We start from the raw sequence: 17517 nt of genomic DNA, 5'->3' as shown, positions 1-17517 counted from the left end.
ATTTATTTTTACAAAACTGTAACATTTCTTTAAACTATCTGTCATTATATCAAATCAAAGTCAACCGATTGAGTTTAGCAAACGAAAATATTGAGCAACTGATATCGCTCTGCAAGCAAAATAATCAAAAAGCACAATTAGAGGTGTATAATCGCTATTGCAAAGCGATGTATAACGTGGCTCTTCGAATTGTGAAAGACGAACATTTTGCTGAAGATGTGATGCAAGAAGCTTTTTTGAAAGCGTTTCAAAAACTTGAAACATTCAAAGGTGAAGTCGCTTTTGGAGCTTGGTTAAAACGAATTGTGATTAATTATAGTATTGATTTTTATAAAAAAAACAGCTTTTTTAATCATGATGATTATGAAGCTCAAGCATACAAAATTGAAGATACTAACGAAGACGATCTAATCGATCATACAAATCTGAAAGTACAAGAAATTATGAATGCTATGCAAAAACTGAAAGAAAGTTATCGGATGATTTTGACTTTGGTTTTAATAGAAGGTTATGATTTAGAAGAAGTTTGCGAAATCATCAACATCAGTTATGCCAACTGCCGGACGACTTTGAGCAGAGCAAAAGAAAGTTTACGAATGCAATTAGCATCAAAATAAAAGAGTATGAAAGAGAAAAAAGATTCAATCGAAACGTTGTTTAGTCAATTTGAGAATCAATGGGATACCGAAACACCACGGCTAGGTCATTCTGATCGATTTTTGAAAAAATTAAACGCAGAACCCGTTCAAACAAAAAAGAAAAATTGGATGCCGCTTTCGTTGGCTGCTTCACTTCTGTTGATTGCCGGAATCATCGGTTTTTATCAACTAAAAGACAATCAGCCAACTAATCAATGGCAGAATGCTTCAGCTCAGACCAAAGAAACCCACGATTACTTTGCCTCTGTAGTTGAAAAAGAGTTGACCGATTTAAAATCAAAACAAACTCCGGAAACGGAACAAATTATCACCGATGCTCTCACTCAAATGAAAGTATTTGAAAAAGATTATCAAAAAATCATCAATGAATTACAAAAAAACGGAGACACCAAACAATTGCTTCACGCTATGATTCTGAATTTTCAAACGAGAATTTCATTTCTGGAAGAAGTAATCAAAAAAATTGAAATCATTAATCATCAAAAAAACATCGAAAATGAAAAATCTATATAGTTTATTATTAATTTGTTTTGTTGTGTTATCAGGTTTTGCAACCGAACACAACGGAAAATATACAAAACAAAAAAACGTTAAAAAAGCAGTTATCGTAAATTCAGATGCAACTGTTGACATTGACAACAAATACGGAAATGTATTTGTGACGACTTGGGCAGAAGATAAAATTGAAATTGACGTAGTCATCACCGTGAGTGGCGATAGTGAAAGTTGGGTTGATAAAAAATTAGCTTCCATTTCAATTGAATTTGGTGGAACAAAAAGTCTTTATTCGGCTAAAACTATCTTTGGAAATGTAAGTAGCTCAGGCAGAAGAACCAGTATGGAAGTGAATTACACCGTGAAAATCCCGAAAAACGGAAACGTGAAAATTGAAAATCAATACGGAAATATTGTGACGCACGATTTAAACGGAAGTACTGATATTCTTTGCAAATACGGAAAGATTTCAATGGGAAAATTGAATAATTCTTCCAATAACATTAAAATTGATTATTGTTCAAAATCAACAATTGAAAGCTTGAAAAGTGCCGTGATTAATGCAAAATATTCAGGTTTGACAATTGGATCTTTTACTACTTTAGATTTGAATACAAGTTATACTGATGTAACAGTTTTAAATGGAAGTAATCTAAAATACGACAGCAATTACGGTAAAATCGCGATTGGAAAAGTGAACAATGTGGAAGGAAGCGGAAATTACTTAACCATTAAAATTGATGAAATTGAAAATAATTTGAAACTAACTACCAATTACAGTAATTTTTCACTGAATGGTGTTTCGGCTAAAGCGAGTAATATTTCAATTTCAGCGGGGTACACCAATATTAAAGTGAACCACAGTGTCAATTATCATTTTGACTTTGATGTTTCTACTAAATATGCCAACTTTAAAAGCGAAGCACCATTGGAATATAGTGCAAGAGTAGAAACGCAATCCACGAAATCATATAAAGGTTATTATAAAAAAAGTGGAGCCAATAAAATGACAATTTCGTCAAACTACGGAAATGTAAACTTAAATTTATCTAATTAATCAATCAAAAAAATAATCAAAATGCAAAAATTAATCACATTAGTAGCTGTTCTTACCGTTTCAATTGTTTCGGCACAATGGGGACAAGAAAAAATTAAAGGAAATGGAAATGTAGTTTCCAAAGAAATTACAACTTCTGATTACGAATCGATAAGTGTCGCAGGATTTTTCAATGTGACTTTAGTGGAAGGAAAAGAAGGCAAAATCATAGTAAAAGGGGAAGAAAATCTACTGGAATTTATTGTAATTGAAAACAATGGAACCGACTTAAAAATTCGCACCGAAAAAGGATATAACCTAACCACTTCAAGAAAGCACAAAATTGAAATCACTGTTCCTGTAGAGACAATTGAAAAAGTTAGCTTAGCCGGATCAGGCAACATTGTTGCTAATTTCACATTGAAATCATCTGATTTTAAAGCTACTTTGGCCGGTTCAGGTGATATTAAATTAACGGTAGATTCACAAAATGTAGAAGCAAAAGTAGCCGGTTCAGGTGATATTGAATTGAAAGGAAAAACTAAAAATTTGGAATTAACTGTTTCAGGTTCAGGAGATATCGAAGCGTTTGGTTTACAATCTGAAAACAGCAAAGCAACACTTTCCGGTTCAGGGAATATTTCAACCACTTGTTCAGAATTAATTGAAGGTCGTGTAGCCGGTTCAGGCGATATTGAATACAAAGGAAATCCAAAAAAAATTGACACGAAAGTGGCTGGTTCTGGTAAAATTAAGATGATTTAAGATTTTTTTGCCACGAATTTCACAAATTACACGAATTTGAATAGATTAATTCGTGCTAATTCGTGAAATTCGTGGCTTATTTTATTTAACATTTGTGAACAATTTTCTGAAAAATTATTCTGCTTCAATAGTTTCATTTTTTGGTACTCGAAGCAACAATAACAATCCGGCTACAAAGAAAACCATCAAAAATACAATGGCATTTCGCATACTTCCGGTAATTTGATCGATTGTTCCATAAATCGCCATCCCAATCACAATTCCGATTTTTTCGGCTACATCATAAAAACTAAAGAAAGAAGCTGTATCTTCTGTTTTTGGTAAAAATTTAGAATAAGTTGAACGAGAAAGTGCCTGAATTCCTCCCATCACTAATCCAACAAAACCTGCTGTCACATAAAAATGAATTGGTTCTGTCACAAAATAAGCAAACACACAAATGATTGCCCAAATGGCGTTTATTACAATCAACGTTGGAATATTTCCAAATTTTTCTGAAGCTTTTGAAGTTAAAGTTGCACCAAGAACAGCAACCAATTGAATCACTAAAACACTAACTATTAAACCAAATCTTTTTTGATCATCATCAATCCAATTAATTTCTTCAGAACCAAAATAAGTTGCAACTAACATTACTGTTTGAACCGCCATACTATACACAAAAAAAGCAACCAAATAGCGATAAAGTCGTAGATTTTGGTATAATTGACTTTGTACTTTTTTCAGTTCTCGAAATCCGTTTAAAATAACATCTTTTGTAATTTTATCTTTGTTTTTATTTCCTTTCGGAAGGTACCAAAAAGCATATTGAGCGAAGAAAATCCACCAAATTCCGGTCATTGCAAAAGAAACTCGCATTGCGTGAAGAGCATCCTCTCCTTTTTTACTTAAAATAACTGCTAAACTTATTCCCAGTAAAATAACACTTCCCACATATCCAAACGAATACCCTTTTGCACTCAAACTGTCTTGTTGCTCTTTGTACGCAATGTCGGGCAAATAAGAATTATAAAACACCAAACTTCCCCAAAATCCAATCAATCCAAAAAAGAAACATACAATTCCGAAATAAATATTATCCTTCGTAAACCAATACATTCCAATGCAAGATAAAGCTCCCAAATAGCAGAAAAACTGCATAAATCGCTTTTTATTTCCTGCAAAATCGGCAATTCCTGATAAAATTGGTGAAATAATAGCAACGCATAAAAATGCAAAAGCTGTGACAAAACTAATAAGTGCAGTACTTTTAAATTCATACCCTAAAAAAGGAATATTCGGATTTTCTTTTGGGAATAAAAATCCATAATACAAAGGAAAAATGGAGGATGAAATAACTAATGGATAAACCGAATTGGCCCAATCATAAAATGCCCAAGCGTTGGTTAATTTCTTACTTCCTTTTGCAAGTGTTGCCATAGTTGAAATTTTTGGTCATAAAAAAAGCTGCTCTTTTCAGAACAGCTTCGAAGATACTAATTTTTTACTTGAATACTACACCGTATTTTGCGGCTTCAGCCTTCGCCTCAGGAATCCACTTTCTAAGATTTGAAACCCTTGTGTTATGCGAAGGGTGCGTACTCATAAACTCTGCAGGAGCTTGTCCGCCCGACGCTGCACCCATTCTTTCCCAAAAAGGAACTGAAGCTTCAGGGTTATAACCTGCAATTGCCATCAAAATTAAACCAATTTTGTCGGCTTCACTTTCATGACTTCGGCTAAATGGTAACATCCCAAACATTTGAGATCCAGCTCCATAAGCTGTCATCGCAATGGCCTGTGTTTGCTCATTTTTTTCACCTACTGCCAAGCCAACTCCAACAGCTCCGGCTTGTTGTAACATTCCGGCACTCATTCGCTGTTGACCGTGGTTTAAAAGTGCGTGAGCAACTTCGTGACCCATAACTGTCGCTAAACCTGCTTCATCTTTGGTAACAGGCAAAATTCCTGTGTAAACTACAATTTTTCCGCCCGGCATACACCAAGCATTCACAGCATCATCTTGAACCAACTTGTATTCCCATTGATAATCTTTCAGATAATCTGAATGACCCACAGCAGCTAACCATTTTTCGGCTGCTAATTTAATTTTTATCCCAACAGCTTCTACCCTTTTTGCATCGGCTGTTCCTGTAACCACTTTGTTTTCTTTCAAAAAAGTGTCATACTGTTGAAATGCAGATGGAAAAATAGAACTGTTATTCACCAAAGCTAAGGTGCTTTTTCCTGTTAACGGATTGGTAGCACACCCCATCGTTAGTACTAATGCACTAAACGAACAAAACGCAATAATTCTTTTCATTTTATTTATAATTAGGCTAATATTTTTACAAAATTAGTAATCTATTTGCCAACAATATGTAATTCCGTAAAGAATTTATCAACCAACAACGAATTTTTTCCGTCAAAAAAAGCAGATTCTAATGAAACCTTCTCATTATCAATTTCGATGGAAGAAATTTTAAACGGTAAACCAATTATATTAATTCTAAATTTTGAATAATTAGTTAAAAATTCTCCCACCTGATGCAACTGAATAATCAATTCTTTCTCTTTTCCGGTAAGGTTGAATGTGCGTAACGAAAACCTTCCTTTATTGTAATCATAACCATCTTGAGCATCTTCATATAAAACGGATTTTTCTTTTCCAAATTTATAATAAACATCCAATGAGATTTCTTCAAATTCTTTTTCGCCTACAAATTGTTGAATAGGATATTTAGGAATGATAGCTCCTTCTTTTATGAAAATCGGAATTTGATCATAGTCTGTAGCGACCCATAACTCCCTCTTACCTTCAACCAATTCATTAGTCCAATAATTATACCAGTTTCCTTTTGGAAGATACATTCGTCGTCCCACTGCATTTGGTTCTAAAATCGGACAAACTAGAATTTGATTACCGAAAATAAATTCGTCTGTTCGATATAACGTTTGAACATCTTCCTGATCAAAGTAAACTAAAGGTTTCAACATCGCTTCACCTTCATTTACATATTTCCAAAACATTGTGTACAAATAAGGAAGCAATTGGTAACGAAGATTGACAAATTTTCGAGTAATATCAACTACTTCTTCCCCAAACGACCAAGGTTCTTGCTCACCGTGATCACCGGAAGAATGCGTTCTGCAAAACGGATGAAAAACACCTAATTGAATCCAACGAGCATATAATTCGCCCGAAGGTTGTTCGGCAAAACCGCCAATATCAGAACCGGTAAAACCCATTCCGCTAATCGACATTCGTTGCATTTGAATATTGGCAATCCACAAATGTTCCCAAGTTGCTACGTTATCGCCTGTCCATGATGAAGAGTAACGTTGAGCACCTGAATAAGCCGAACGAGTAATAATAAATGGACGTTTTGGATAAGCAAATCGCTTCACACCTTCGTATGTTGCTCTTGCCATTTGGGTTCCATAAATATTATGAGCTTTTCGGTGACTACACGGATGACCATCATAATCATGACGCACATCCATTGGGAAGGTTTTTCCGGGAACATCCATTACGGCTGGCTCATTCATATCGTTCCAAACTCCTTTTACGCCAATATCTGAAATTAATTCTTTGAATAATCCTGCCCACCATTCGCGAACTTCAGGATTTGTATAATCGGGAAAATTACATTCACCCGGCCAAACTTTTCCTTTCATATAAGGTCCGTCGGCACGTTTGCAGAAATAATCTTTTTCTAAAGCTTCTTGATAAACCCAGTAATCTTTATCAATTTTTATTCCGGGGTCAATAATCACAACGGTTTTAAATCCGTCTTTCGCCAATTCAGCCACCATTCGTTTAGGATCGGGAAAATATTCTTTGCTCCAAGTGAAACAACGAAATCCTTCCATATAATCGATATCCAAATAAATAGCATCACATGGAATTTGCAATTTTCTGAAAGTTGAAGTAATTTCTTTTACTTTACTTTCAGGATAATAACTCCATTTACATTGATGATAACCCAACGTCCACATTGGCGGAAGCTCGGGTTTTCCGGTTAAATGCGTATAATTTGTGACCACATCTTTCATTTTCGGACCGTAGATGAAATAATAATTCATCTCGCCACCTTCTGCCCAAAAACTGGTTACATTTCTGCGTTCATGACAAAAATCGAAAAATGTTCTGAAGGTATTGTCAAAAAATATTCCATACGCATTATTATGATGTAAACCGATATAAAACGGAACTACTTTGTACAATGGTTCTTGTTCACGATGAAAAGCATATTGATCGGTTGCCCAATTTTCAACTCGTTTTCCTTTTAAATTAAGATGCGTAGCTTTGTCACCCATTCCATAATAACATTCACCATCATTGGCTTTCTTACTCATTTTTACGATGTTTCCGCCAAATTCATAGCTTTCTTCCCAATGAAAACCAATTTCATCATCCAAAATTTGAAAACCTTCTAAATCAAAAATCGAAACTTTTGCATTCTGTTTATTGATTTTACAAACTATTTTGCTGGTTGTAATCGTATAAAAAGCTTTGTGCTCTTCCACAGCCAATTCGTTATAACCGTGCGACTGACCTTTATCAATGGCATACGAAAAGTCTTTGTTGAAATAACCTTTGGTTGTGTAGCGAAATCGAATCATGCTATCACGAAGAATGGTGATTTTGAGCACAACATTATTTTCTGTATAGAAAAAGACATTGTCAACATCTTGATTGAATGACACTATCTTGGAAGGAAACTGATCGCCTTTGTGTTCTAATTCAGTATTTGTAATCATAGTAATTGGATTATAATTGTCAAATTTACAAAGTTGAAACTTTTAATCACTTTTTAATTTGAGGTTTTATTAACTCAAACGTTTGCGTTTATGGATAAAATGGAAATCCCTCTTTGTTAGAGGGATTTTATCGTATTACGATATTTTAAAAACCGAAACACCCAAAGGCGGTAATGTCAATTCTGCCGAAAAATCTCTACCATTCCAATGTTCTTTTTCAATTTTAATTGCTTTCTTGTTGTTGATGCCACTTCCGCCATATTCAACTTTATCAGAATTAAAAATTTCAGTCAATTTTCCTTTAGAAGGCAATCCGATTCGATAATTCTCGCGAACAACCGGTGTGAAATTACAAACCACCACTAAATTTTCTTTTTCATTTTTTCCTTTACGGATGTAGCTCAGCACCGCATTTTGATGGTCGGAATAATTGATCCATTCAAAACCTTCTGGACTAAATTGATTTTCAAACAAAGCGGGATTCGTTTTATACAATTCATTCAAGTCTGAAATACATTTTCGTGTGCCTTCGTGATAACCATAATTCAATAAATGCCAGTCTAAACTTCCGTCAAATTTCCATTCGGCTCGTTGACCGAATTCGGAACCCATAAACAGTAAATTCGTACCCGGATGCGTAAACATATAGCCATAAAGCAAACGTAAATTGGCAAATTGCTGCCATTCGTCGCCTGTCATTCTTCCTAAAATGGATTTTTTGCCATATACAACTTCGTCGTGTGAAAGCGGCAACATAAAGTTTTCAGAAAACGCATACGTCATCGAAAAAGTCAAATCATTTTGATGGTATTTTCGGTAAATCGATTCACGTTTGAAATATTGCAAGGTGTCGTGCATCCATCCCATCATCCATTTCATACCAAATCCTAAACCGCCCACCGAAGTCGGTCTGGAAACCATCGGAAACGATGTACTTTCTTCGGCAATCGTCTGAACTCCTTCATAATTAGAATAAACCGCTTCGTTAAAATCTTTTAAGAAACTAATCGTGTCTAAATTTTCTCTTCCGCCAAAAATATTCGGCTCCCACTCCCCTTCTTTTCTGGAATAATCCAAATACAACATCGAAGCTACGGCATCAACGCGAAGACCATCCGCGTGATAATAATCCAACCAAAATAAGGCATTGGAAATCAAAAACGAACGCACTTCATTTCTGCCGTAATTAAAAACTAAACTTTTCCAATCGGGATGATAGCCTTTTCTTCGATCGGGATGTTCATACAAATTGGAACCGTCAAAAAATCCTAAACCGTGAGCATCGTCTGGAAAATGAGACGGTACCCAGTCTAAAATCACGCCAATTCCGGCTTGATGTAATTTATCTACCAAAAACATAAAATCCTGCGGTTTTCCAAATCGGGAAGTTGGTGCAAAATAGCCAATCAACTGATAACCCCAAGAAGGATCATACGGATATTCCATAATTGGCATAAATTCCACGTGCGTGAAACCGGTTTCTTTTACATAATTCACCAAATCTTCCGCCAATTCTAAATAAGTGAGCGAACGATCTTGCTCTAAATTGCGTTTCCACGAACCCAAATGCACTTCATACACCGAATACGGTTTGTCTAAATCATTTTTATCTTTTCGGGAATCCATCCATTTTTTGTCTTTCCATTTGTATTCCAAATCCCAAATAACTGACGCAGTTTCCGGTGGTTTTTGACAATACAACGCAAACGGATCCGCTTTTTCAGTGATGATACCGTTGTTGTTGGATTGAATTTTATATTTGTATTTTGTTCCTTTATCAATGTTGGGAATGAATCCTTCCCAAATTCCGGAAGCATCCCAACGCACATTCAATTGATGCTCGCCTTGAATCCAATAATTAAAATCGCCCACGACCGAAACGGAACGTGCAGACGGTGCCCAAACGGCAAAATAAACGCCTTTTACGCCGTTGACCTCCGTGAGATGAGCTCCTAATTTTTCGTATAATCTAAAATGTTTTCCGGCTTTGAATAAGGCGATGTCAAAATCGGTGAATAAGGAATGTGGTTGTACTTGGTTCATTGTTTGTTTTTTAGAATTGGGTTTCATTTTTAATTTTGACATATTCTACTTTAAAACCATTTTCGGTACCAGTAAGTTTTTGTGAATTTGAATATGTTAAATCGCAAACGAAATATTCATCTTTTTCTTTAATTTTTAATTCATTAAAATTACGAACTTTCTTAATAAACTGAATCTTTTTTTCAAATGGTAAATAATAAAAATGTAGTATTTCAAATTGAAAATAACTAGATTTATTGTTTATTATTAAGATTTTATCTTCATTAATTTGATATTTATAACTTTCTACAACTTTATTATCATTATCATACTTTGTAAAATTCCAATTCCCTCTAATAATTTGAGTGTTTTTATATGTAGATAAGAAAGTATTTGCTTCATTAATTCTCTGTTGAATTAATGAATTTTCATTTTTTAATTTATCAACTTCTTTATTTTTAGCATCTAACTCAATTAAAAATTTACTTTCGCTCTCTATAATTTCTTCTAAACTTTTTGTTTTTTCTATATAATTATCTCTTAATGCAAGATACTTATCAATTCCAATTTTACTATCCTTAGAAATTTTTAAATTCCAATCTTCACCCCATTTAATTATCCAAGTCTGAAAAGCATTCACAAGATTTCTAAAAATTGGAAAAACAAAAGTATATAGTAAAGCGATTAAAAAAGGCATAAATAACTTTCCTTTATTATCCCACCTATTTCTAATAAATTCAAAAATGGATTTAAAGCCCTCAGCTTTAATTTGATTATAGTCGTTGTAAAAAATTGATAGAGTAATCTCCCAGTTATAAACCAAGAATGCTATTAAAAAAGAAAACAAAAATGGATTTGAAAGTCTTTCTTTAATGTTGTTAAAAATGTCTTTTATTTTTTCTTCCATTTTTTTTAATAATTCATAATACTCTGAATACCCCTCAACGGAATCACCGCCCAACGTGGTCTGGAATTCAATTCGTAACCCAACTCGTAAACCGCTTTTTCCAACAAACAATACTTCAACAAAAAGTCGATTTCGTGGTTGTAACCAATGTTTAAATTACCGGATTGAGCTTTTTCAATGTAGGTTTCCAAAAAGACACCTACAAAATATTTATACAAAATTTCTCCGGCTTTAAACAATTCTTCTTGTTCAAACGGATATTTTTCTTTATTGTTAAAAATCGTCGCATAAATAGCATAATGAAACGAACGGAACATTCCTGCGACATCTTTCAACGGCGGTTGTTTTACTTTTCTGTCACGAATGGTACTTTCCGGTTCGCCTTCAAAATCCAAAATATAAAAATCATCGCCATTCACTAACACTTGTCCTAAATGATAATCGCCGTGAATTCTGATGCGTTCCGATTTCATTTTTGTCCAATCGAAATCTACAAAATGTTTCCGAACTAACTTCTTATTTTCCATAAATTGATGAGCCAATTCCAACGCTAATCCGTCTAATTTATGCAAACTGTTTTCAATGATATTCAATCGATTTTGAAATTGATACAACATTCTGTTTTTCAACCAAACGGTATAATCGCCGTTGTAAGTGGTTGGTGTAAAAGCCGTTTCGTGAATATCACTTCCCAACGCAATGTGCATTTCTGCTGTTCGCAAAGCCAACGTTTGAATGCGTAAAAACAAACTCAACCCAACCCAATCAATAATTTCGGGTGGAATTTCATTAATTCGCAACCGTTTAAACATCGCAATATCGGGTAATTTATCGATTTTGATTTTTTTGCGTTTCAAATTATCAAAAACACCGTCAATTTGTTCGAGCATAAATTTCCACGCATCACCTTGATTTGAAACCAATTCTTGCATTAAACCAAGCGTAATATTTCCTTCGGCTAAAGCCAAATTAATACTTCCGGTATAGCGTGGTGTATTTTCAAAATGCATTCGTTCCGTTAAAAAACGACTGATTTCATAATCGGGATTTGTGCTCACATAAATGCGTCTGAAAATCTTCAACACAAACGAATCATTGTAAATAATTGAAGTATTACTTTGCTCCAATCCCATAAAACGAGATGATTGATAATCCTCTTTTTCAATGGTTGAACCCTTGTGAAAAACCAATTTCAATCCGGGTGTTTCTTTTGACTTTACAATGTTGTCAAACAACAACTTACGAAAATCTTCTTGATGTAATGCATCAACTAAATAACCGGTTTGTTTTCCCATGACAACGGGAGCAATAACGGTACTCGTATCCAACTCTTCTTTGGCCATAAAAGCCAATGGCATAAAATAATGTTGGTAAAAGGCTTCCTTGAAATTTACTTCCAACAATACACCATAATAGGTATTTTTCTTTGAAGTTATTTTAAACTGATCAACCACCTCGATGTACTTTAACGTACTCGCTTTTCCACCATACCATCGTTTGTTGATGATATAATTTTCTAAAATATCCGAAGAAAAAACCTTGACAAAATCATCATCTTCAAAACAAGTTTCCCACGTTGTTTTAAATTCGAATGTACTGGTAAAAGTATCTTGGTTGGTTGTATTCATTATCGTTCAATTTTAAATAAATGAAAAGGTAAGGCAGGATGTAATTCAACAAAATTCCACTCTCTATCCCAATAATAACTGTTTCCAGTGATTAAATCGGTCACTTTAATGGGTTGATTTCCAATTTCTTCCAAGGGTAAACGAACAACGGCTTGCAACGGATTTTGTGCATTCAAACTACAAACCATCAACGTATGATCGGTTTTAGCATCATTAAATTTATAATACGCAATCAACTGTTCGTTATCCGTTTTACAAAAAACAATATTATTGGTTTGTTGCAAGGATTCTTGCTGTTTTCGTAGGTGATTGATGCGAGTAATCAACGTAGTCAATTTGTTCTTCGCTTCCCAATCCCAATGATATACTTCGTATTTTTCTGAATTCAAATATTCTTCTTTTCCTTTTGCCATCGGTTGATGAACCAAAAATTCATAAGCCGGACCATAAATTCCAACACTTGAACTCAGTGTCGCAGCTAAAAAATATTTTTGTAAATAAACCGATTCATTTCCGGTTTGCAACGCAAATGGCAGAATATCAGGTGTATTTGGCCAGAAGTTCGGACGGAAGAATTCCTTTTGTTCGGTTTGCGTTAATTCGGTGACATATTCAATCAATTCGGCTTTCGTATTTCGCCACGTAAAATAGGTATACGATTGTGAAAAACCTTGCTTCGCCAATTCAGCCATAATTTTCGGACGCGTAAAAGCTTCCGATAAAAACAACACATCCGGATGTTTTTTCTTAATCTCGCCAATCAACCATCCCCAGAAATAAAAGGGTTTGGTATGTGGATTATCAACACGATAGACTTTAATTCCGCATTCTTCAATCCAAAACAAAGCCACGTCTAATAACTCTTTCCACAAATTTTTCCAATCGCCGCTTTCAAAATAAATCGGTTGAATATCTTGGTATTTTTTTGGTGGATTTTCAGCATATTGCACCGTTCCGTCCGGTCGCCATTTGAACCATTGCGGAAAATCCTTCACATACGGATGGTCGGGAGCCGCTTGCAACGCATAATCCATCGCAATTTCAATTCCCATCGATTGGGCTTTTTTAACCAACGCTTTAAAATCATCAATTGTTCCCAATTCAGGATGCGTCGATTTATGTCCGCCAAACTTTGAACCAATTCCCCAAGGCGAACCCACATCGCCTTTTTCAGCCGTAGTAGCATTGTTTTTTCCTTTTCGATTTACTTCTCCAATTGGATGAATCGGCGGAAAATACAACGTATCAAAACCCATTTCCACCACTCGTGGCAATAATCGTTCGCAATCTTTAAATGTTCCGTGCTTGCCTGGAGTTTCTGAAGTTGAACGCGGAAAAAATTCATACCAAGTGCTGAACAACGCTTTTTTACGATCTACATAAACCTTCAACTCCGCAGATGAATTCGCCAATGTTCGAGTTGGATACTTTTTAAAAATCTGATGCAATTCATCCGATAATGCAATGGCTATCGCTGAATCATATAATTTTGCATCTTGAAACGCTTTAATGGCGGAATTCAAATAGGCTTTTTCTTCTTTTGTAACTTCTTTCAAAATCGCTTGACAGTACTCTGCTCCTTCCAACAACTCCGATTTAACGTGTTGATTATCGTTAATTTTTCGTTCGGTTCCGTGTTGCCAATTCAATGCATAATCCACCCAACCTTCGATAAAATAGGAATAGAAACCTTGTTTTTCAACCAAAAATCCGGCTTCCCATTCATCATTTTCGGTTGGATTCATTCGCACTTCACTCCACTTTTTATCTTTTTCGTGTTTAAATTTCACACAACATTCCACCACATCGTGACCGTCGGCAAAAACGTGAGCAGATACGTTAACTGTTTGGTTGATAATTCGCTTTATAAAAAAAGAACCTCCATCCAACTGAGGCTTCACACTTTCAATAATGATACGCGTCTGATTTTGCATTTTAAGTAATTTTTATGAACTCTAAATTTATAAAAAATAATTTTAAATCATACCTTGCGTTAAAATTTATTGAAATGTCAAAAAAAACCAAGTCTGACAATCAATCCTTGCAGATTCCGAAGCCAATTCTCATAACCGCTAAATTTTTGCAAGCAATTTCACCAAAATTAGCGACTCAATTTGCTGCAAAACTTTTTACAACACCCATAAAACACAAAATTCCGAAACGGGAATTTCAAATGGATAAACAAAGTATTCAACACGATGTTTTAATTCCGTCCATCAATAAAACCATTAAAACTTACCAATACGGCAACAGCCCGAAAAAGATTCTACTCGTTCACGGTTGGTCGGGTCGCGGCACACAATTAGTCAAAATTGCAGACGAACTCATAGAAAACGGCTATTCCATCGTCAGTTTCGATGCTCCCGCACACGGCAAAAGCAAAGGAAATTCGTCGATTATGACCGAATTTATCGCCAGTATTCTCGTCCTCGAAAAACAGTATGGTCCTTTTGAATTTGCCGTTGGTCACTCGTTGGGCGGAATGGCAATCATCAACGCCATCAAACAAAACCTGAACGTCAAAAAAGCCGTAATTATAGGTAGTGGCGATTTAATTCAGGATATTATCTCCGATTTTATTCGAAATTTAGGTCTAAAACCACAAATTGGCGACAGAATGAGAGAACATTTTGAAAAGAAATTCGGCGAACCAATGAACAATTATTCTACATCGGTTGTGTCCAAAAACATCGAAACACCAGTTTTCATAATCCACGACAACGACGATCACGATGTAAATGTAAAATGTGCTCACAACATTCACAGCCATTTAAAAAACAGCAAATTAATGATAACCAATCATTTAGGACATAGAAAAATACTAGGAAACGAAAAAGTTATCAATGAAATCAGTAATTTTATCAGAAGCTAATCCAGCTATCCGCTACAACTCCTCGGCCTTCAAGCCATTTTTCTAACGCTTTTTCGTGGCTTCTTTGGTCGCCCCAAAAAGCGAAGAAAAATTGGCTTTCAGTCCTGCGAGGTTTCCGCTACTATCTGGGCTAGGATATGTGCAAATAAGGAAATAATAATGAAATTCGTGGCAAAAACTAACAAGAAAGCTTAGCTCTGTGAAATTCTTAATCTGTGATAATTAGTGAAATTCGTGTCAAAAAAATAAAAAACTATGAAAAAATTAATTTTAATCCTGTCTATCTTTACCTTAACCTCGTGTCAAGGACAAAAAAAAGAAACTAAAAAGCCCTTAAAAGTCGTCAAAACCGAAGCTGAATGGAAGGCTGAACTAACACCCGAACAATACGAAGTATTGCGTAAGAAAGGCACAGAAAGAGCTTTCACCGGAGAATACTGGAATCACTTTGAAGAAGGACAATACGTATGTGCCGCTTGTGAAAATCCATTATTTGTTTCCGAAACCAAATTCGAATCTGATTGTGGTTGGCCATCGTTTGACCAAGCTATCAAAGGTTCTGTAATCTATGAAAATGATTACAGTTATGGCATGTCACGTGTAGAAGTTATGTGTGCAAACTGTGGCGGTCACCTTGGTCACGTTTTCAACGACGGTCCAAAAGAAACAACAGGAAAACGTTTTTGTACCAACTCTGTTTCTGTCAAATTCAAACCAAAAACCAAATGAGTTACAAAATCCAAAAAACCGAAGAAGAATGGAAAGCCCAATTAGGCTTAGAAAAATATAAAATCCTCCGTCAAAAAGGGACTGAATTTCCACACACCGGAGAATACAACCTTCATTTCGAAAAAGGAAACTATTGTTGTGCAGCTTGTGGCGAAGTTCTATTTGAAAGCGATTCCAAATTTGATGCTCACTGCGGTTGGCCATCCTTCGATCAATCCATCCCCGGAAAAGTTGAATACATCAAAGATGCATCCCACGGTATGATTCGTACCGAAATCCTTTGTGCCAGCTGCGGAAGTCATCTTGGCCACGTTTTCGATGATGGTCCAACTGAAACCGGAATTCGTTATTGTGTAAATTCGCTTTCGATTGATTTCAAAGAGTAAAAAATGAATTTATTTGAAGAAACACCTAATTGGAAAGAAAAATTAACTCCTTTAATTAATCAATACAAAGGAAAAAAGCATCCATTGGATTACCAAAATGCTTATCAATTGCTAGTTATGGTTGTGCTTTCTGCTCAAGATTCAGATGCCAATATCAACAAAATTGCACCTGAATTATTCAAAAACTTTCCCAACATGGAGGCATTAGCCGCTTCAAACGCAGAATCGTTAATTCCTTTTATTAGTAAAGTGAGAAATTTTGCAACAAAAGCAAATTGGCTTATTGAAATTGCTAAAACCGTAAAAGAAGATAAATACATCCCAACAAATCTTGAAAACTTGACTGCTCTAAAAGGAATAGGAAGAAAATCAGCCAATGTAATTCTCCGTGAAACCAACCAAAAAGCAGAAGGAATTATTGCGGATTTACATGTCATGCGAGTAACTCCAAGAATTGGTCTAACCGACGATAGTAAAGACGGTATCAAAATTGAAAAACAACTCATGAAAATCCTTCCACCGGAAGTCTGGAATGAAATCGGAATGTCAATTTCATTTTTAGGAAGAGAAATTTGTCGCCCAACTAATCCAAAATGCAACCAATGTATTATCCAAAAAGATTGTCAGTATCCATTTAAAATAATTTAATTATTTTTATATACTTAAACTTTACTCTTTCTAGTTTATGAATAAAGAAAAACCGAAATATTTATTAGCTGTAATGCCTAGTCTGGAAATTTCAAGCTGTGTTAATGAATGGAAACAATCTCTAATAAAAGAAATTGGTAGATTTGGAAGTGATAAATCTCTTGCTCATATCACTGTGATGGGTTTTAACGCAGACTCAAATCAATTATCTCTTTGGATCAATGGAATTTCAACCTTTTGTAACAATCAACCTAATCATGATATTGGTTTCAATGGTTTTGCTTCCTTTGGTTCTTATGCATATTATGTTAAACCTGATAATAGTTCAGAAAAATATCTTAATAATTTAATCAGAAACATTCATCATCATTTGGGTTTTAAAATTAAAAGTGTTAAATCACATATGACCATAGCTCGCGAGTTGGATGAAATAAGAATAGAAAGAGCATCTAAATTATTTAAAAATCATGATACAGATTTTAAATTTTTATGTGATGGTTTTACACTCAGAAAATTCAATGAAACTAACAAACAATATTCTGATTTAATAGCTGAATTCAAATTTAGTGAACAGCAACTAAAACTTTTTTAAAAAACATTTTGACGTGCCCCTCCGCAAGCTCCGGG

At 34.8% G+C, this 17517-nt stretch carries 16 protein-coding genes; 9 read left to right on the top strand and 7 right to left on the bottom strand.

The genetic code is table 11. The features are described 5' to 3' along the window. Positions 1 to 68: 68 nt before the first annotated feature. From B4N66_RS12290 to B4N66_RS12275, 4 genes are read left to right on the top strand one after another with little or no spacing between them, the layout of a single operon-like run. Positions 69 to 617 (top strand): RNA polymerase sigma factor, encoded by a 549-nt coding sequence (locus B4N66_RS12290; protein WP_291095139.1) that lies wholly within the window; start codon positions 69 to 71, stop codon positions 615 to 617. A 6-nt stretch (positions 618 to 623) separates the two neighbouring features. Continuing rightward, complete coding sequence (locus B4N66_RS12285) at positions 624 to 1172, top strand: anti-sigma factor (RefSeq protein ID WP_291095138.1); 549 nt, start codon at positions 624 to 626, stop codon at positions 1170 to 1172. Continuing rightward, a complete protein-coding gene (locus B4N66_RS12280; protein ID WP_291095137.1) occupies positions 1156 to 2211 on the top strand; it encodes a hypothetical protein in 1056 nt (351 codons plus the stop codon). The genes B4N66_RS12285 and B4N66_RS12280 overlap by 17 nt, the downstream gene beginning before the upstream one ends. A gap of 21 nt (positions 2212 to 2232) precedes the next feature. Next, positions 2233 to 2955: a head GIN domain-containing protein gene (locus B4N66_RS12275; RefSeq protein ID WP_291095136.1), complete on the top strand. Its 723-nt coding sequence runs from the start codon at positions 2233 to 2235 to the stop codon at positions 2953 to 2955. Between the two features lie 114 nt (positions 2956 to 3069). On the opposite strand, the gene B4N66_RS12270 is transcribed toward B4N66_RS12275, so the two are convergent. From B4N66_RS12270 to B4N66_RS12240, 7 genes are all read right to left on the bottom strand, one after another. Then, positions 3070 to 4374 carry an MFS transporter gene (locus B4N66_RS12270; protein ID WP_291095135.1) on the bottom strand — a complete coding sequence of 435 codons (1305 nt, stop codon included), beginning with the start codon at positions 4372 to 4374 and terminating at the stop codon, positions 3070 to 3072. A 64-nt stretch (positions 4375 to 4438) separates the two neighbouring features. Next, positions 4439 to 5257, bottom strand: coding sequence for a M48 family metallopeptidase (locus tag B4N66_RS12265; RefSeq protein ID WP_291095134.1), 819 nt, complete (start codon positions 5255 to 5257; stop codon positions 4439 to 4441). A 41-nt stretch (positions 5258 to 5298) separates the two neighbouring features. Further along, positions 5299 to 7698 (bottom strand): glycoside hydrolase family 31 protein, encoded by a 2400-nt coding sequence (locus B4N66_RS12260; protein WP_291095133.1) that lies wholly within the window; start codon positions 7696 to 7698, stop codon positions 5299 to 5301. Between the two features lie 135 nt (positions 7699 to 7833). After that, entirely contained in the window at positions 7834 to 9741 is a 1908-nt protein-coding gene (gene glgB, locus B4N66_RS12255) for a 1,4-alpha-glucan branching protein GlgB (protein ID WP_291095132.1), read from the bottom strand. A 10-nt stretch (positions 9742 to 9751) separates the two neighbouring features. Next, positions 9752 to 10627 carry a hypothetical protein gene (locus tag B4N66_RS12250; protein WP_291095131.1) on the bottom strand — a complete coding sequence of 292 codons (876 nt, stop codon included), beginning with the start codon at positions 10625 to 10627 and terminating at the stop codon, positions 9752 to 9754. A gap of 5 nt (positions 10628 to 10632) precedes the next feature. After that, positions 10633 to 12255, bottom strand: a complete 1623-nt coding sequence (locus B4N66_RS12245; protein ID WP_291095130.1) for a maltokinase N-terminal cap-like domain-containing protein — start codon at positions 12253 to 12255, stop codon at positions 10633 to 10635. After that, positions 12255 to 14189 (bottom strand): alpha-1,4-glucan--maltose-1-phosphate maltosyltransferase, encoded by a 1935-nt coding sequence (locus B4N66_RS12240; protein WP_291095129.1) that lies wholly within the window; start codon positions 14187 to 14189, stop codon positions 12255 to 12257. The genes B4N66_RS12245 and B4N66_RS12240 overlap by 1 nt, the downstream gene beginning before the upstream one ends. 74 nt (positions 14190 to 14263) lie before the next feature. Between B4N66_RS12240 and B4N66_RS12235 the strand changes: the two genes are divergently transcribed. The 5 genes from B4N66_RS12235 to B4N66_RS12215 all read left to right on the top strand — a co-directional run bounded on the left by B4N66_RS12235 (position 14264) and on the right by B4N66_RS12215 (position 17482). Beyond that, positions 14264 to 15127: an alpha/beta fold hydrolase gene (locus B4N66_RS12235; protein ID WP_291095128.1), complete on the top strand. Its 864-nt coding sequence runs from the start codon at positions 14264 to 14266 to the stop codon at positions 15125 to 15127. A gap of 255 nt (positions 15128 to 15382) precedes the next feature. Beyond that, a complete protein-coding gene (msrB, locus tag B4N66_RS12230) occupies positions 15383 to 15856 on the top strand; it encodes a peptide-methionine (R)-S-oxide reductase MsrB (RefSeq protein ID WP_291095127.1) in 474 nt (157 codons plus the stop codon). Then, the gene (gene msrB / locus B4N66_RS12225) at positions 15853 to 16242 is read left to right on the top strand and encodes a peptide-methionine (R)-S-oxide reductase MsrB (RefSeq protein ID WP_291095126.1); all 390 of its coding nucleotides are present in this window, start codon (positions 15853 to 15855) and stop codon (positions 16240 to 16242) included. The genes msrB (B4N66_RS12230) and msrB (B4N66_RS12225) overlap by 4 nt, the downstream gene beginning before the upstream one ends. A gap of 3 nt (positions 16243 to 16245) precedes the next feature. Beyond that, positions 16246 to 16890: an endonuclease III domain-containing protein gene (locus tag B4N66_RS12220; RefSeq protein WP_291095125.1), complete on the top strand. Its 645-nt coding sequence runs from the start codon at positions 16246 to 16248 to the stop codon at positions 16888 to 16890. Between the two features lie 37 nt (positions 16891 to 16927). Beyond that, the gene (locus tag B4N66_RS12215; RefSeq protein WP_291095124.1) at positions 16928 to 17482 is read left to right on the top strand and encodes a 2'-5' RNA ligase family protein; all 555 of its coding nucleotides are present in this window, start codon (positions 16928 to 16930) and stop codon (positions 17480 to 17482) included. The last annotated feature ends 35 nt before the right edge of the window (positions 17483 to 17517 follow it).

Source organism: Flavobacterium sp. UBA2787, from assembly GCA_002352205.1.
Lineage (GTDB): Bacteria > Bacteroidota > Bacteroidia > Flavobacteriales > Flavobacteriaceae > Flavobacterium.
The sequence above is the reverse complement of the archived record's forward strand: the minus strand, read 5'-3'. Positions and strand labels throughout refer to the sequence as shown.

Coding starts and splice junctions, on each gene's coding strand:
- B4N66_RS12245 (WP_291095130.1), bottom strand. CDS start 12,255: ATGAATACAACCAACCAAGATACTTTTACCAGTACATTCGAATTTAAA.
- B4N66_RS12240 (WP_291095129.1), bottom strand. CDS start 14,189: ATGCAAAATCAGACGCGTATCATTATTGAAAGTGTGAAGCCTCAGTTG.
- B4N66_RS12220 (WP_291095125.1), top strand. CDS start 16,246: ATGAATTTATTTGAAGAAACACCTAATTGGAAAGAAAAATTAACTCCT.
- B4N66_RS12215 (WP_291095124.1), top strand. CDS start 16,928: ATGAATAAAGAAAAACCGAAATATTTATTAGCTGTAATGCCTAGTCTG.
- B4N66_RS12235 (WP_291095128.1), top strand. CDS start 14,264: ATGTCAAAAAAAACCAAGTCTGACAATCAATCCTTGCAGATTCCGAAG.
- B4N66_RS12275 (WP_291095136.1), top strand. CDS start 2,233: ATGCAAAAATTAATCACATTAGTAGCTGTTCTTACCGTTTCAATTGTT.
- B4N66_RS12285 (WP_291095138.1), top strand. CDS start 624: ATGAAAGAGAAAAAAGATTCAATCGAAACGTTGTTTAGTCAATTTGAG.
- B4N66_RS12280 (WP_291095137.1), top strand. CDS start 1,156: ATGAAAAATCTATATAGTTTATTATTAATTTGTTTTGTTGTGTTATCA.
- glgB (WP_291095132.1), bottom strand. CDS start 9,741: ATGAACCAAGTACAACCACATTCCTTATTCACCGATTTTGACATCGCC.
- B4N66_RS12250 (WP_291095131.1), bottom strand. CDS start 10,627: ATGGAAGAAAAAATAAAAGACATTTTTAACAACATTAAAGAAAGACTT.
- B4N66_RS12270 (WP_291095135.1), bottom strand. CDS start 4,374: ATGGCAACACTTGCAAAAGGAAGTAAGAAATTAACCAACGCTTGGGCA.
- B4N66_RS12265 (WP_291095134.1), bottom strand. CDS start 5,257: ATGAAAAGAATTATTGCGTTTTGTTCGTTTAGTGCATTAGTACTAACG.
- msrB (WP_291095126.1), top strand. CDS start 15,853: ATGAGTTACAAAATCCAAAAAACCGAAGAAGAATGGAAAGCCCAATTA.
- B4N66_RS12260 (WP_291095133.1), bottom strand. CDS start 7,698: ATGATTACAAATACTGAATTAGAACACAAAGGCGATCAGTTTCCTTCC.
- msrB (WP_291095127.1), top strand. CDS start 15,383: ATGAAAAAATTAATTTTAATCCTGTCTATCTTTACCTTAACCTCGTGT.